This is a genomic window from uncultured Shewanella sp., from assembly GCF_947495455.1.
In the GTDB taxonomy this organism is placed as follows: domain Bacteria; phylum Pseudomonadota; class Gammaproteobacteria; order Enterobacterales; family Shewanellaceae; genus Shewanella.
In genome coordinates, this window is record NZ_CANLZC010000050.1 from 24246 (window position 1) to 40209 (window position 15964).

Sequence of the window (15964 nt, forward strand, 5' to 3'; positions counted from 1 at the left end):
TTATTCCTTAACATTCACTATGAATACAACGACAAAAAAATGATCTTAATTCGCTAAAATCACATTCTTCCCATACACTTGATTATCTCCTGTGAGTTCTGATAATTTATCCGCATCACTGTCGCGGATCGCCGCTTTTTCATCTTCAGTTAACTCCGCTTCATCCATCACAGACTCAGGATCCGTTAAAAACTGATCTTTCAATGCTGCATCCGTGCTCAACTTGGCTAATAGGCCGTCTAAATTTGACATGAGTCAATCTCCTTATTGGTTAAAAATGAATAAAATAAAACGCTTATTTTTGTTATTACTGCTTTCTCTTTACCGCTTATCAGTTACAACTTAACTTACAACTTTCTACATTCTCATACGGCTTACTCTCTTATTCTCTTATTCTCTTATTCTTACTCTTACGGCGTACTCTTACCATTCGCTGCTTGTCGTTATGACAGCTTGCTACTCAGTGTTCTCTTCATAAACACGCATTAGCCCAAATCATTGGCCGTTATTCCTAATTGAGCCAGTACTTGGTGATTAAACTGTAATGTTTCGCAGGGAGGAATACACAAAGTACTGATGTCAGTTAATCTGGCTTGGGGTAAATCTTTTAACATTAGCTTATCGATTCTGGGGGATTGAATAGGTAAAGTGGCCGCCTCATAAAGTATGACTTCATGCTCTAATGGGTACCATTGCTGCAATAAATTCACTAACACTTGTAATTTATCGAAGCTCGTATGAAATTTTGTCAGTGTATATTCACCCGCGAGACCTATTTGCCACAAGACTAAATACGCCGCAGGAGAGATAGATTGCTGATAAAACATGAATTGACTGGCTTCAATACTTTGGTGACCAGAAGTGGCAGGATCTACGCCTAAATCGGCCCAAAGGCAAGCCTCTGCCGACACACCAGGCTCCATATGGGCAAAGTAACCTTCATTCTGCAACTGCTCAATGGCTCGATGACCCACACAGGCAAAAACACCAGGATGACCGTATAAGGCGCAGACCACTTGTTTGCCTAAACGCACTTCAGTAACAATGGCATCCACCATTTGTGCATAGGTATCGCGACGGTTTTTAACCTCACCCTTTTGTGCATAAAAAGGCTGTAAACTGCGAACATTCTTATTTAAACGTTTCACCCAGCGCTCGGCAAAACCATCGGGCATTAAACTGAAGACCAGATCCGCTTGTTCAATATAACTTTGACTTAATACCGTGATTTGCCCAGCAAGGTTTAATCCTGTTCCCACACAAACTAAACGCCCTTTCTTCTGGCTGGCTACACTTTTGCTATCCATATCTTTCATTAACTCGATCCATTTTCCTAACCATGCAAACTTTAGCCATTAAACTTAATGAGCAGATTAAATCATCAACTGACAAACGAGAGGTGACTGCTTTTTTATTATTTTTGCCAATTATTTTCGCCATAGTTTTATTATTTTTATTATTATGCTGTTACTTGTAAGTCATTTTATTTCAAATGCTTTATTGCAAATGCTCAAAGCGAAACACTGGCCGTAATCACGACTTGCAACGAATCTACAACCAAGCTCTGTTCAAAAAAAACACCCAACCTGTGACGAAAAAAAGCCTTCCCTGTGACCAAAGAGTGTCCTATTAAAAGGCTTTTATGTTCCCAACAAGCAATCTACATTAAATACAGCTTTTTTCCAACATTTTTATCACAAAGGTAACCAAAAAGACTGAAATTATTTAAGTTTCTTCACTCCAAAGAAGATTCAAATACAAAATGCTGTATATTCAGATAATAAGGATAGGTAATCAATCGGTTTCAGTCTTTGAAAGACTCCAGCACCTTTAAAAGCGTTAAGTACACACTAAATTAATCAATCATCAATGCTTCACGCCTCAAAAACGCATCACCAACAGATAGCACTCACAAATAGGTACCATTCATTGAATTTTACACAATTTCATTGAACTATTACGAAATGAGTGACTCCATATAAGATCAATGTTATAAACTTGTATGTCTTACAGGTTACACAGGGCCAAGCCACAGGTTGTAAGATATCCCTTGTCAGCAAGGGGAGTGCTTGGTTATCATAAACACAGATTTTTATGAAGTAGCGCATTCAATGACAATTAAAAAACAAAGTCTGACTTTATTGGGCGCCGCTGCGCTCTCGTTATCACTTAGTGCATGTAGTGTATTTGATTGGTTAATCTACAAACCTAATGTTGCCCAAGGTAACTACATGGAAAAACAGCAAGTTGAAAAACTGCGCATGCAAATGACCAAAGAGCAAGTTCAGTATATTCTTGGTCGACCCGTTATTCATGACAGTTTTGCTGACGATACTTGGTATTATGTATACCATTTTAAAAGTGGACGTGATGCGAGCATCATACATAAAGAACTCATCATTCGCTTTGTTGACGATAAGCTGGTTCAAGCGGAAGGGGATTATGATTTAAGTCCTGATTTTAATACGCCTCTGGAACAGAGTAAGTTACCGGATCTCAACACTTCGGCGACAAATGACATTAATAATGAATCCCCCAAATAATAAGTAAAAGGCAATCAATAAAAGTAATCAATAAAAGTAATCAGTAAACGCACTACACAAGAAGATAGCAATAAGAGAGCAAAATTAAGCACACTCAATAATCCATATTATCGGTGCGCTTTTATTGATTAAAATGTACTAATACAGATAAAGCTAGGATGCAGAAAAACAAGGAGCTTAGCTAAAACCTAAGCTCTGCCGCCGGTTATCTTATTTGCACGGCCCTCATTTTTCGCTTTTTCAGCACGTCTACGCCGTACATCTTTTGGATCTGCAATTAATGGCCGATAAATTTCAATGCGTTGACCAGGTTGAATGATATCATCATGTTTAATCAGGCGACTAAATATGCCTAATTTAACTTTTTCAAGATCAAGTTCGGGAAAATAAGCACTGATGCCACTTTGCTTGACAACGTCAATACAAGTCGTGCCAGCTGATACTTTAATTTGCACTCTTTTTTGCAAATGAGGTAAGGCATAGATCACTTCGACATTAAATGGCGCCTGTTCCGCCACACTTTCTATTGCACTCATGAATGATATACCACTTTAGCCCGCCCCGTAAAAGCCGATACCATTGACGACATCAACTCTTTAAAGACTTTACCAAAAGCTTTTTCAACGAGGAAATTTGAAAATTCAAAATTCAGTTCAAAATCAATTTGACAGGCATCTTCAGCCAGTTCTGTAAATCGCCATTCACCATGAAGATACTTAAACGGGCCATTTTCTAACATTAGATGGATTCTTTTTCCTGGCTCCAATTGGTTGCGAGTCGTAAAACTCTTAGTGATCCCGGCTTTGGCCACATCAACTGAAGCCAACATGGTTTCGCCGTCAAAAGTCAACACTTTGCCTCCCACGCAGCCAGGTAAAAACTCTTGATAAGAATTCACATCATTAACAAGATCATACATCTGCATGGCACTAAAACGGACTAACACACTGCGAGAGATCTGTGTCATATCGCCTATTACACTCAACTACTAGCCTTTAATAGGCCGATTTTAACATGAAGAGAAGAGAAGGTATATTTTCTTACTCGCCTTTATCAGCCCCAAAATGAACAAAAAAAGAACAAAAAAAGAACAACCTGATTTTGTTGAAAATAAATTTACTAAAAAATGCGCATAAGTCATTTCAAATTGTTTGACTCTGAGTATAATAGCCTGCTATGGCTAAGAAAAAATCAAAAACCCCTAGTGCTTCAATTGCTCGTAATAAACGCGCAACCTTCGATTACAAATTTGAAGAAAAATTAGAAGCCGGTTTGTCCCTCATGGGGTGGGAAGTAAAATCTATTCGTATGGGCAAGGTTAACTTGTCTGAAAGCTATGTATTCCTTAGAGATGGCGAAGCCTATTTATTTGGTTGTACCATAGCCCCACTCAACACAGCATCCACACATGTTGTGTGCGATCCTATGCGTTCAAGAAAACTCCTCTTGAAGCGCCGAGAGTTAGATAAATTACAAGGTCTCGTTGATCGTAAAGGCTATTCTATCGTACCTATTTCCATGTATTGGCAGAAAGGCGCTTGGGTCAAAATAGAAATAGGCCTTGGTAAAGGTAAAAAAGAACATGATAAGCGTGACGATACCAAAGATCGTGAATGGCAAATAGAAAAAGCCCGTACTATTAAAAATTCTGTACGCCAATAAGCACACTTATTAAACAAACAGTTGTTAATCGCTATAAACTGCTTGGTGATATGCCATTAAGCAGTTACAATTATTTTGTACTTGGGGGCGATTCTGGATTCGACAAGATTCTCGAAACCCTGGGAGCATGCCGAGGGGCGGTTGGCCTCGTAAAAAGCCGCACTGTTATAGTTGCAAACGACGATAACATCACTCTAGCAGCTTAGGCTAGCTAGCCATCTTGCTCACGTTTATCAAATGGGCAGAGTATATAGATGGTCACCTTTACATTTGATAGCGAGGGAACCACGTTCAGGGGTGAACCGCGAAACAGTACTGAACTCGCCAATTGCAATCCTGTCTTTCGGAGTGTACTTGGTTAACCAAAAGAGAGACTAAGCATGTAGTGCCTTGGATGTAGGCTTTTTGGACGCGGGTTCGAGCCCCGCCGCCTCCACCAATTATAACAAAGGGTTAGCCGAAAGGTTAACCCTTTGTCACATCTGAATGGCGACAAAATAGCTGACAGCAACAGACAAATCAATATCAATTACCAAGCTCTCAATTACAAATAAGCGAAAAAAGTTGATTATTTTTCCATCATAAGTTAGCAGATATGTCATTCATAATAAATATTACTTTTAATAAAAAATATTAACAATTTCACTTTTATAATACACTGAAGTTTAATACAATAATCTCGTTTTAGACTTTTGTTGCTTCTAAATATCATTGCATAAACATATCACCTTAATTCAATCAAAACCTTAACCCGCAACAAAAACACACATCAAAACAAACACAAAAACAATATAATAATCACATATAAAGAACAACACTTCGAAATTTTCATCATCATTATTTACATAGGTATCCTGTTAATACTCAGAGTGGTTAACAATAATTAATAGTCTTCTTCCTTTATTGACTTACCCATAGACTCTGTTCTAGTGTTTATGTATAGGGTTATTTTTTCTTGTCCTTTTGCTCTCTCACCTTAAATTGAGCTGAGACCGTTAAATCGCATTGTTAAAAAAACAGCCTTCCTCTTGTGCAAATTTGAATTACCTATGGAGGTAGTTGTTATGAGAAATTTGGATCTTTTTAGTACCGCATCTATCGATCACTTACTTTGGTCGTCTGAAGAAGATATCACTGAGCTTAATTCTCCTGCTATATCGATTTTTACTGACTTCGACCACTCTTTACCATTAGTGGTTGACGCTCGCACTACCGCAGTTGAGACTGTAGAAATAATGGAAAAAACCCATGCCTATATGCGACTCGTCGTCGATAAAAATAATACTTTTTTAGGCATAGTAACAAAAGACGAATTACTAGAACGAAAAATATTAAAACAAGCACAAGCGATGGGAGAGTCTCGACATGAACTATCCATTCGAGACATGATGATCCCCAGAGAGTCTTTACTCGCTCTTGATTATCACCAAATAAAGTCTGCGAAAGTCAGCGATGTCATTCGAGCATTACAAACCAATGGATTACATCATATATTGGTTATTGATCAAAAAAGGCACCATATAAGAGGGCTCATTTCTGCAAATGATATTTCACGAAAGCTTAATATTCCAGTAGACATTACACCACCTCCCTCTTTCCAACAAATTTTTAATGTTGCTTATTAGATAATTAGCAGTTTCTATTTCAATAGCCAATAATTGGCTATTGAAACTAACTTTTCAATTGGCTCGACTCACTATTAACATTTCAAAAATTAAAAATTATTAACCATCAATCCATACAATATATTTATATTTAATCTACTATTAAAAACAAGCATTATAAGCAAATCTCATCAATATGATAATGTACTTAATACTGAAAGCATCCAGAAATGAATAAATTAAATGATCTACAATTGACACTGGCTCATGATTATTCTGCAGTACATGATATCATTCAACCTTCTAAATACTACTGTCTGTACCTCTTCCGATCGCCATAGCGACACCTAAAGCCAATACATCAATAAATAGGCTGTACACAATATGGTTTAAATAAGGAAAATTCGATGGTATACGAACAGTTTATAGCCGTTAATGAAAAAAAACCTATCTCGCAAATTCATATTGCTCTTGTCGATGATCAGCCACTAGAAAGACAATACATAGCCAGCCTACTCTCCATTTCTGACAAGATTAACCTTCAATGGCAAGCGGAAAATGGGGAAGAGGCACTCAAAAAACTCGAGCAAGAAAAAGTTGATGTACTGCTTTGTGACTTAAGGATGCCTAAGCTCGATGGCATTAGTACCGTTAAGCGTATGCGAGAAATGAATAATAACCTTCCAGTAATCATGCTGACTACTTTCAGTGATTATCAATTACTTATTGATAGTATTTCTTCAGGGGCAAATGGCTTTCTATTAAAAGATATGACTTACAATCGATTAATTAAAGCCATCATCCAAGTTAATGATGGCCACTATTTATTTGAAAATGATATACTTGAACACCTATTGTCCTCTCATAAAAAGAAAGTCAAAAAAACTCAAAAGGATATCAATATTTCCAAAAGAGAGTATGAAATATTATCCTTAATGGCTGGAGGCTTCTCCAATAAAGACATCGCTAATGCTATTTTTCTTGCCGAAGGAACGGTAAAAAATCATATTTCAGCCTTACTGTTAAAATTAAAAAGCCAAGGTCGCACCGAAGCCATTTTAAAAGCACTGAAACTCAGCCTGATTTGATAAAAACTTCACTTTAAATAAGAAAGTTAAATTGAATATAAGCTGATTAAGCAAATGAAAGAAATCGAGAATAAAACGAAATATCAATAAGAAGTAACAATACTTAGCCACTCAAAAAGTAAAGAGTGGCTAATTTCTATGATTAAATTAAATCCATTTCTTGTACTTTTTCATGAGCAATAATAGGAGTTGTACAAGTAGGTTTTTGATGTTTGTCTGCTTTCAATTGCCCTTTGCGATGCTTTAAAGCCGCATCTAATTTTTTCCCCGCAGAAGCAATTGCTGGATACATAACATCATGTGTTGCAGATACTGATACACTTGAACCTTCATAATTTGTGCGAATTTCAACTTGAAATTCACCATGAACTTTTGAAATAATGGTATCGAGTGATATTAAGGTGGGAAAGTGATTTTCTATTTTTGAGAATTTTTCAGTAATATGAGCTTTAACGCTATCGGTAACATCAACGTGGTGACCTGAAAGATTTAATTTCATAGCAATTCCTACTTTAAAGTGTCTTCTTATACAAATTTGCTGGTTTAAAATAAAAATACAAGCATAATAGTAAAGAAGAAATTAATACTACAGACACAGGTTCAATAAGAAAAACTCCTATGAACACAGTGCTAATGCTATTACATATTGCGCCAACAATGTTCTTGTAGAATAACCTACATGAGCCTATATTTAGTATCAGTGATATTTATCAATCAATAACAGCACTTCTAGGTTAATCAAACATCATCTCACATAGTCTATTTTAGCTCATAAGGCACATATTTGCTGAGGTTTATTGGCCCCCCTAAGCATTATTTATTCAAAAAGAGATAAGCAGGCATAAGATCAGTGGGTTAAAGTCAATGAAGCTAACGATAGAAACATAAAGCGCCAATAATAAATACAAATGACAAACATTTAAAAGACAAAATGTTTCAATTTAGAAGGATATAAAGGATATGTAAGTGGTGATCTTTATCACCACTTACAAAAACAAAGGTCGCGACTAGCCTTTAAGTGCGGCTTGAAGTGCTCGATCTTTCTCACCAACAGCAAGAGCAGAGTCTGCTCTTTCTTCAAATATCGCTTTCGCTAATTCATCATCAGCAACAGCCAACATTTGAGCGGCTAAGTAACCCGCATTTTTTGCACCCGCTTTACCAATCGCAACAGTCGCCACAGGTACACCGCCAGGCATCATAACAGTGGAAAGTAATGCATCTTGTCCATGCAATGGACCACAGTCAATTGGCACTCCAATAACAGGTCGTGTTGTGATCCCTGCGACAGCTCCAGCAAGGTGTGCAGCTAAACCCGCCGCACAAATAAACACTTTACACCCACGTGATTCTGCATCAGCAACATAACTATGTGTTGCAGCAGGCGTTCTATGAGCCGATGTTACTTTTGCTTCAAATTTAATATTGAATTTTTCCAATATGTCTAATGTACCCTGCATTGTAGGTAGATCAGAGTCTGATCCCATTAATACAGCAACAAATGCTTGAGTCATCTTAAATCCTTAGTCAGCCGAAGGTTGCGCGCATTATAAAGAAACTCTATTGAAAGCGTAACCCAAGAAACCCTAATGAATTTATATACTGAATTCTATATTATAAACAATATAATAACCATCTGAAAATATATGGCTTTTACATTATGAGAGAGAATAATTTTTTATATTTCCCTCATCTTATTAGCCTTACTTATTAAAAGGATATAGCCCCTTTGATATAGCATATTAAATGCTATTAGTTATAACAATGGCACACAAAAACAATAAAATCAAATATTTAAAGTAAAATCTAAACTAAAAGAAAGGGTTTTATGATATCCACTAATAATAAAACAATCACCGAGTAAGACTATTTGAAATGCATCTTTTTAATGAATACAAAACCCATTCTACTCATCACCAGTATTTAAATATGCGATAAGTGTTCACTTTAAACCTTAAAACATGATCAACCAAAAAATAAACGCCATAACCAAGAAGCATCTAAATCTTCTTTACAACCTCTATATTGTTTTGCGTAACGCTTTGCTCTCGCATCAACTTTGCTTGATACTTTCATCAACCAAGCTTTTGAACGATAAGTCTGCCGTTTGTAACCGCCCCAACCTTCGTGGTAATTAAGATACTGTTTCTTGGCATCCCATTTTGACACACCATTTATTTTTTGGGTTTTATAAATAAACCATCCCATAAAATCCATAGCATCATCAAAATTACTGCGACTGGACCAAGAGTTACCCGTTTCTCTGACATAATCGTCCCAAGTCATCGTCTTAGCTTGGGCATAGCCGTAAGCACTACTAACACGACCAATAGGAATAAAACCTAAAAAATATTCCATAGGCGGTGCAGCATTGTGCTTAAATGAACTTTCTTGGTACATAATGGCAATAGGGACATGAACAGGGACTCCCCACTTTTCTCTTGTATTTTTTGCCGCGTCATACCAACTTCTATTCTCTTTAAAAATAGCGCAAATATTCTCTGCATCTTTAGGGGGAGAACTCGCACAAGCAGTTAAAAGAGAAGAAATTAAAATAAGTTGTAATAACAATCGCCAAGTCATAAAAATGCTACCAATGTAAAAGCCAGACGCCCTAGTTTCACATTGATAGCCTTATGATGCAATTGCACTATGGATTTACTCATGTGGCGAAGCAGGAAGCTCACACTTTAGAGGCTCAGTTTTCCACACGATAGGTTCCCAATAACCGCTATTATTACCAGTATATTGCCTGTCAGTATTAAATTTAGCGGCGAGATGATACTGCTCATCACTCACAACATTAATCGTTAAGGTTTTCGTTTTTCGAGCAGATAACATGACCTTTAACTTTGGATTATTAATTAATTCAGCCACAGTAAACTCATGTTCTCCAGGTGCTAGCCAATAGTTAGGCTTTGAAATCACGGGCTTTCCATCAAGATGAGTCACCACCACAGGATATAAATTTTTTGTACTATCAGGGACTAAATAACCTGACACAGTTCCACATTGAGGTGATTTTTCAGGTTTAGATGAACAAGCGAAAAGTACGCTTGCCATCAATAAACAAAAAATAAGCTTAGGCTTCATAGGGGCCCTTAAAGTAACTCGTTAAGTACTCATCAAATGTCTGCTTATCATCTTTCTCTAATTGCACTTGCTTTGTTAAAGAATCATCCGCAGCCATTTGATATTGCTTCCTTACTGCTTCTGATAAAGGGTAGTCCATTAACTGCGTTTGATACTGATCCGCTAAACCAGCAACCCATTGCCCATGATCGATTCCGTCTTGAAGAAGACTCATGATTTGACCAGATAATGTATGATTAGGATCATTAATTGCTTTAGCATATTGCGCTAAGGTTCGCTGATAAGATTTATCCTCATCAGTATCCAATAAATTTGCTATTTGACCAAGGTGATTAAATAACTCCCTCATCCATTGAGCCAGTGCGATGCTTTCTCCATTCCTTAATAAGGTAAGATTAGGCTTGCGTCCTTCCAATACAATCGACTTTAAATTAGAAGCCATTTCTTGCTCTTCACTCTCATCAGTACAAGGAGAATCTTCTAATAAACAATAAAGTAAAAATAAATCCAGAAAGCGGACCTGATCCTCAGAAATCCCTACCACACTAAAAGGGTTCACATCTAATGCTCTCACCTCAATATATTCCACGCCACCTCTTTCTAAAGCTTCAGAAGGTTTTTCTCCCGATGCAGTGACTCTTTTAGCTCGGATCGGCGCATAGAACTCATTCTCTATCTGTAAAATATTGGCATTAAGCTGCCGATAATCCCCATTCACTTTAACACCAATTTTCTCAAACTGAGCAGATGGCATATTGATCGCAGCTTTCATTCCTTTTAAATATTCGGGCAAGCTATTATAGCTAATATTTAAACATTCTTGTTCTTGGTTCGTATAACCTAAGTCACTCATTCTCAATGAGGTCGCATAAGGTAAATATAACGTTCCCTTACCTAACTTTTTAAAAGGTAAATCAGTCGATTGGTTTTTGACAAAAGACTGACAAACAGCGGGAGATGCGCCAAATAAATAAGGTAAGATCCAAACTAAACGACGATAATTACGAATTAAGCCAAAATAAGCATTTGAGATAAAGGTTTCCAACCCCACTTTTTTATCAGAAGTTGAATATAATTTTTCAAATAGGGGCTTAGACACTGAAAAGTTAAAATGCACGCCAGAAATGATTTGCATCAAAGCGCCGTATCTATAAGTCAGTCCTTCTCGGTATAAGCGCTTCATTTTTCCAACATTTGAAATACCATAGTTCGCTATGGGAATATCAGCCATGTTTCCCACATAACATGGCATACTCACAGGCCAGAGCTTTTGCCCTTTAATATGTTGGACAGTATAAGCATGAGTTTGTTTGAGATCCTCAAGTAACCCATGAATATCACTGTACACTGGCGTAATAAATTCAAGTAAAGACTCACTATAGTCTGTGGTGATCCGTGAATGTGTTAATGCTGAACCTAACACTTGAGGGTGGGGATCCATTGCTAAATGGCCAGATTGTTCAATACGTAACGCTTCTCGTTCAATACCCCGATACATTGTTCTCAATGCTTTTCGGCTAGGCTTATCCGATAAAACTGCAACTAACTCATTGAATGATTTCAATTTTATATTCTCTGGTAAGTGAACGGACATCAATGTAACTTATTGACTATACATAAAAATAGTGAGAAAGCTCAATGTTAATTTATACGGTACTGCACTTTCTGCTGTCATTATCCATCAAAAAATGACTCTACATAAGAGTCATTTTTTAGTTTCCCAAGCCCAATAATGCTGTTTTTTAAGTGGCTTAAGAACACCTTAATGAGGTTAATCTTATAACATAAAGTATATAAGGGCTAACCTCTAGGTTTACAACAAAAACATCGCTTTTTTTACAATTTAATGACTTGAACAGGGTAGCCCAGTTGTTTGATTTGTGCTTCGATCTTGGCTTTATCCCCCACGATCAAAATAATCATATCATCTAAGCTCAGTTCTTTAGATGCCAATTCATTTAATTGCGCTTTCGAAATAGATTGAATAATGTCACTTTGCCTTTGAGTGAAATCATCATCTAGATGATATCGTTGAATTAAACGCATAAAACTGGCTTTTTGATAGGGAGTTTCATAATCAAGTGCTTCACTCTGAGAAATCGAATTACGCATAAAACTGAGTTCCTTATCCGTCATACCAAACTGTTGATAACGACCCAGCTCTTTGATCATTTCTTTCACTGATTCGGCTGTGACATCCGCTCTAACACTCGTTGTGGCTTCAAAATAGCCTTGTTCTATCCCTCCATCAAAAAAGCTTCTGGCACCATAGGTATAGCCTTTATCTTCTCTCAGGTTTAAGTTAATTCGACTGTTAAATGCGCCACCTAATGGATAATTCATCAAATTAGATTTAAAAAAGAGACCCGTTGCATCATAAGGCATTGCACGCTTCCCTATTTTTATCACTGATTGAGCAGCCCCAGGCTTATCTAATATATAAAGAGTACCACCTTGTAGTTCAGGCAAAGGTCCTAACGGCGGTAATACACTCAATTTCCCTGTCCATTGCTCAAAGCCTGCTAATTTAGGCATCAATGCCTTTTGCCCTAAATTCCCAACAGCAACAAATTGCGCATTCTTTGCCGTATATTGCTCTTGATAAAAAGCTTTAACATCTTCTAATGTCAGCTTATTGATACTTGATATGGTACCTAATGCATTGACACCTAATGCATTGTTGTCACCAAAAAGTAAATGACTAAAAGCCGTTTTTGCCAAATAGCTTGGCTCAGATTGCATATGCTGCAAATTTTTTAATAGTTGTTCTTTTACACGAATAAAGTCAGCTTCTTTAAATCCAGGGTGAAATAATTTCTCTTCAACAATCGCCAAAGTTTCTTCTAAACGAGATGTCAAACAAGAGATTTGAATATAACTTTGATAATCACTCGCACCAAAACTCACTTCACTTCCCAGCATTTCAAGAGCATGTGTCAGCTCCTCAGTACTTCGATAACGACTCGATTCATTCATCATTAATGCAGTGATATTAGCCAAGCCCGCTTTATTCACATCCACAAGTCGATGACCACCATTGAGATAAATGATCAATTCTGTCGTTGGCGTTTCATTACTCTGAGTACCTATAACTTGAATACCATTTTCAAGATTTTGCTTCCAAATGACGGGCGTTTTTAACACTAATGCAGGACCCGCTAAAGGCATTTTGCTTCGATCAAAACTCGATTTAATTTGGTGAGTGGATATTGGGCTTTCAATGACATCTTCAGCCACCGCTACAGGCTCAGGTACAAAAGTATCTGGCTTTGCGATCAAACTTTTTTGGCCCATAGGAACGACACTCATCACAACCATAGGTTGGTCCTTGATATAAGTATCAAAGACTCTCATCACATCTTCACGAGTCACACTGGCATAACGTTTAAGATCTGAGGCAATCATATCCGGTTCGCCAGAAAAAGTTTGATTATACGCAAGTGTTGACACTTTTCCCGACACACTTTGAAGACCAAAAATAGTCGACGCTTCAAACTGTACTTTCGCCTTATCTAAATCTTCTTGTGTCACACCCCGTTGCTCAAACTCGGTAATTGAGTCCAAAATACGCTGTTCTAAATAACCTAAATTGGCTTCCTTATCCGGATTCGCTACCGCATATAAAGTAAATTGACAAGCCAATTCCTGACAGGGGTGATTCACTCCAGCTTGAACAGCGTAACCTGTTTTAACCAAATTTTTATACAATAACGATGTTTTGCCTCCCCCTAAAATTTTAGCCAATAAATCCAATGCAGCTTCATCAGAATGTCTGGCATAAACCGTAGGGAATGCAATACGTAATAAAGGCAAATAGACTCGATCTTCCATTGATAAATAACGCGTTTTATCTAATTTAACTAAAGTCTTTTTAGCGGATTTGACCTCTGGCCCTCTTGGGATCTCACCAAAATACTTATTCACCCATTCCAGTGTTTGCATTTCATCAAAATCCCCCCCTATGGTGAGGGTAGCATTATTAGGGCTATACCAACGCCGAAAAAATTGTTTTACATCTTCTAGATCAGCTCGATTTAAATCCTCCGGCCAACCAATGACAGGCCAAGAATAAGGATGATCCTTAGGATAAAAGGCTTGGTTAAATCTTTCGCTCATTTGCCCGTAGGGCTGGTTATCAATACGTTGAGCTCGCTCATTCTTGACCGTTTCTCTTTGCACTTCAAATTTTTTCTCAGTCAAAGCTGGAAGGAAGAACCCCATCCTATCAGACTCAAGCCAAAGCATTTTTTCAAGTTGATTGCTAGGCACAGTTTCAAAGTAATTCGTTCTATCAGTATTAGTGGTACCATTCAATGTTCCACCTGCTTCCGTGACAGTTTTAAAATGCTGTTCATCGGCAACATGCTCTGAGCCTTGAAACATCATATGCTCAAATAAATGCGCAAAACCTGAACGACCTGCCAACTCTCTGGCAGATCCCACATGATAAGTGACATCAACAGTCACAAGGGGATCGGAATGATCTTGATGTAAAATGACAATCAACCCATTAGCTAACCGATACTTACGAAAAGAGATCCCAACTTGTGATCTTGTCTGTTTACTGGTTTCCAATAACTCCACTCCCTTGGGTAAAGTTGGTTGTATCGTTTTATTCGCACAAGCAACTAATATTGCAGCAATCCCCACCGCCAAAAACCATGTTTTCAATGTCTTTCCTCTCATCAGTGCCCACTTTTCTGTTTTTGTCTATCTAATGCTATTTAAAAGCTAAAATATAGAATGAGTTAACCCTATGGCTCTTCGCCATTACCAATACCAAACCAAGATAACAATAGCAAGGTAACGAGCTAACTTACCGATAAAAATCATGATCACAGATGGAAAAAATACAACCCGCATCCAACCTGCAAACAAGCAAAGTACATCCCCAATGATCGGTATCCAAGCCAATAGCAATGCCCAATAACCATAACGCTGGAGCAAATTCATACTCTGTTTATATTTACCTTTCGACATATCCTCTGGCGCGAGGGCAAAACGCCCCAAATAACCTAAATAATAACTGGTCATTGAACCTAAGGTATTTCCAATCGTTGCCATCGCAACTAATGCTTCCCATGAAGCCTCATGCTGATTCAACATTCCAATCAGCAAAAGCTCTGAACCACCGGGTAGCAAAGTGGCGGCTAAAAATGCTGCACTGAACATCAACCATAGCTCAGCCATATTATCTACTCCACTTAAAAACCACTTTTATTTCTACTAAACACAAAAATATAAAATTAAACACCGCAGTGAGAACAAAAACAAGTAAAAAAATATAGTAGAAACAATTAAATACTAATTTAAAACGGTATAACAACGACAATGACAATTTACACATGAAAATAAACACCACCTTTCATGGCATTCAAACATCATCTCAATCAACTCGAGTGATGTTAACGGTTAAACCCAGTGTATCGCCCAACCCCCATCCTTCTTTTATGAACAAGTGGCCTCCATTCGAGAAATACTAAACACAACAGTTATGTATACAAGCTAGAAATAAAACTCATAGAAAAACCAACAAAATATTTATTTTTACTTTATACTTTTCAATAGGCTATATCTTTAACGGTGAAATAATGACAAAACTATTTATTCTTCCAGCGCTATTATCTTTAGGCTGGATACTGTTTTTAAGCTACCACGGGATCCCTTTAAAACAAGGTAAAACAGGGTTTATTTATATTATTTCAATTAGTGCAACTATTATCATTGCATTAACTTTATTACTTTGGTTGACATCAGGGCAAAATATTCGTAGTTAGAAGACAATGAGATAATAAGAAAAGAAAATAACACAGTGATATTTCTCAATCACTTTATAACAGATACAAAAAAACCGCTTAAAGCGGTTTCTTTGTATCACAACATATGTGATGGAATGTAATGGCGGAGAGGGAGGGATTCGAACCCTCGATGGGAGATAAAGCCCATACTCCCTTAGCAGGGGAGCGCCTTCGGC

Annotated in this window: 16 protein-coding genes and 1 other RNA gene; 6 read left to right on the forward strand and 11 right to left on the reverse strand. The window is 37.3% G+C overall.

Translation table 11 applies throughout. The annotated features are described in order from the left end of the window. Window positions 1–45: 45 nt before the first annotated feature. Window positions 46–252, reverse strand: a complete 207-nt coding sequence (locus tag Q0791_RS13795; protein WP_299007320.1) for a hypothetical protein — start codon at window positions 250–252, stop codon at window positions 46–48. Window positions 253–485: 233 nt separating this feature from the next. Then, window positions 486–1316: an SAM-dependent methyltransferase gene (locus Q0791_RS13800; RefSeq protein ID WP_299007323.1), complete on the reverse strand. Its 831-nt coding sequence runs from the start codon at window positions 1314–1316 to the stop codon at window positions 486–488. 795 nt (window positions 1317–2111) lie between these two features. On the opposite strand from Q0791_RS13800, the gene bamE reads away from it, so the two are divergent. After that, window positions 2112–2543, forward strand: a complete 432-nt coding sequence (gene bamE / locus Q0791_RS13805) for an outer membrane protein assembly factor BamE (RefSeq protein ID WP_299007326.1) — start codon at window positions 2112–2114, stop codon at window positions 2541–2543. A gap of 188 nt (window positions 2544–2731) precedes the next feature. Here bamE and Q0791_RS13810 read toward each other — a convergent pair whose 3' ends face one another. Both Q0791_RS13810 and Q0791_RS13815 read right to left on the reverse strand, forming a co-directional pair. Beyond that, window positions 2732–3079, reverse strand: a complete 348-nt coding sequence (locus Q0791_RS13810; protein WP_299007329.1) for an RnfH family protein — start codon at window positions 3077–3079, stop codon at window positions 2732–2734. Then, window positions 3076–3510 (reverse strand): type II toxin-antitoxin system RatA family toxin, encoded by a 435-nt coding sequence (locus Q0791_RS13815; protein ID WP_299007363.1) that lies wholly within the window; start codon window positions 3508–3510, stop codon window positions 3076–3078. The genes Q0791_RS13810 and Q0791_RS13815 overlap by 4 nt, the downstream gene beginning before the upstream one ends. 209 nt (window positions 3511–3719) lie before the next feature. Here Q0791_RS13815 and smpB point away from each other — a divergent pair, with 209 nt between their 5' ends. The 4 genes from smpB to Q0791_RS13835 all read left to right on the forward strand — a co-directional run bounded on the left by smpB (window position 3720) and on the right by Q0791_RS13835 (window position 6897). After that, window positions 3720–4205 carry an SsrA-binding protein SmpB gene (gene smpB, locus Q0791_RS13820; protein ID WP_299007332.1) on the forward strand — a complete coding sequence of 162 codons (486 nt, stop codon included), beginning with the start codon at window positions 3720–3722 and terminating at the stop codon, window positions 4203–4205. An 83-nt stretch (window positions 4206–4288) separates the two neighbouring features. After that, window positions 4289–4644, forward strand: a transfer-messenger RNA (tmRNA) gene (ssrA, locus tag Q0791_RS13825). Window positions 4645–5269: 625 nt separating this feature from the next. Continuing rightward, window positions 5270–5830, forward strand: a complete 561-nt coding sequence (locus Q0791_RS13830) for a CBS domain-containing protein (RefSeq protein WP_299007335.1) — start codon at window positions 5270–5272, stop codon at window positions 5828–5830. A 386-nt stretch (window positions 5831–6216) separates the two neighbouring features. Beyond that, window positions 6217–6897 (forward strand): response regulator transcription factor, encoded by a 681-nt coding sequence (locus Q0791_RS13835; protein ID WP_299007338.1) that lies wholly within the window; start codon window positions 6217–6219, stop codon window positions 6895–6897. A gap of 142 nt (window positions 6898–7039) precedes the next feature. Here Q0791_RS13835 and raiA read toward each other — a convergent pair whose 3' ends face one another. The 7 genes from raiA to Q0791_RS13870 form a co-directional block, all read right to left on the reverse strand. After that, window positions 7040–7396, reverse strand: coding sequence for a ribosome-associated translation inhibitor RaiA (gene raiA / locus Q0791_RS13840; RefSeq protein ID WP_299007340.1), 357 nt, complete (start codon window positions 7394–7396; stop codon window positions 7040–7042). 508 nt (window positions 7397–7904) lie between these two features. Then, window positions 7905–8411 (reverse strand): 5-(carboxyamino)imidazole ribonucleotide mutase, encoded by a 507-nt coding sequence (purE, locus tag Q0791_RS13845; RefSeq protein WP_299007342.1) that lies wholly within the window; start codon window positions 8409–8411, stop codon window positions 7905–7907. A gap of 451 nt (window positions 8412–8862) precedes the next feature. Further along, window positions 8863–9480, reverse strand: coding sequence for a hypothetical protein (locus Q0791_RS13850; protein WP_299007345.1), 618 nt, complete (start codon window positions 9478–9480; stop codon window positions 8863–8865). A gap of 75 nt (window positions 9481–9555) precedes the next feature. Beyond that, window positions 9556–9990, reverse strand: a complete 435-nt coding sequence (locus Q0791_RS13855; RefSeq protein ID WP_299007347.1) for a hypothetical protein — start codon at window positions 9988–9990, stop codon at window positions 9556–9558. Further along, complete coding sequence (gene gshA, locus Q0791_RS13860; protein WP_299007350.1) at window positions 9980–11584, reverse strand: glutamate--cysteine ligase; 1605 nt, start codon at window positions 11582–11584, stop codon at window positions 9980–9982. The genes Q0791_RS13855 and gshA overlap by 11 nt, the downstream gene beginning before the upstream one ends. A 242-nt stretch (window positions 11585–11826) precedes the next feature. Beyond that, window positions 11827–14661 carry a pitrilysin family protein gene (locus Q0791_RS13865; RefSeq protein WP_299007353.1) on the reverse strand — a complete coding sequence of 945 codons (2835 nt, stop codon included), beginning with the start codon at window positions 14659–14661 and terminating at the stop codon, window positions 11827–11829. Between the two features lie 99 nt (window positions 14662–14760). Beyond that, a complete protein-coding gene (locus Q0791_RS13870; protein ID WP_299007357.1) occupies window positions 14761–15180 on the reverse strand; it encodes a YqaA family protein in 420 nt (139 codons plus the stop codon). 401 nt (window positions 15181–15581) lie between these two features. On the opposite strand from Q0791_RS13870, the gene Q0791_RS13875 reads away from it, so the two are divergent. After that, window positions 15582–15767 carry a hypothetical protein gene (locus Q0791_RS13875; protein ID WP_299007360.1) on the forward strand — a complete coding sequence of 62 codons (186 nt, stop codon included), beginning with the start codon at window positions 15582–15584 and terminating at the stop codon, window positions 15765–15767. Window positions 15768–15964: the final 197 nt, after the last annotated feature.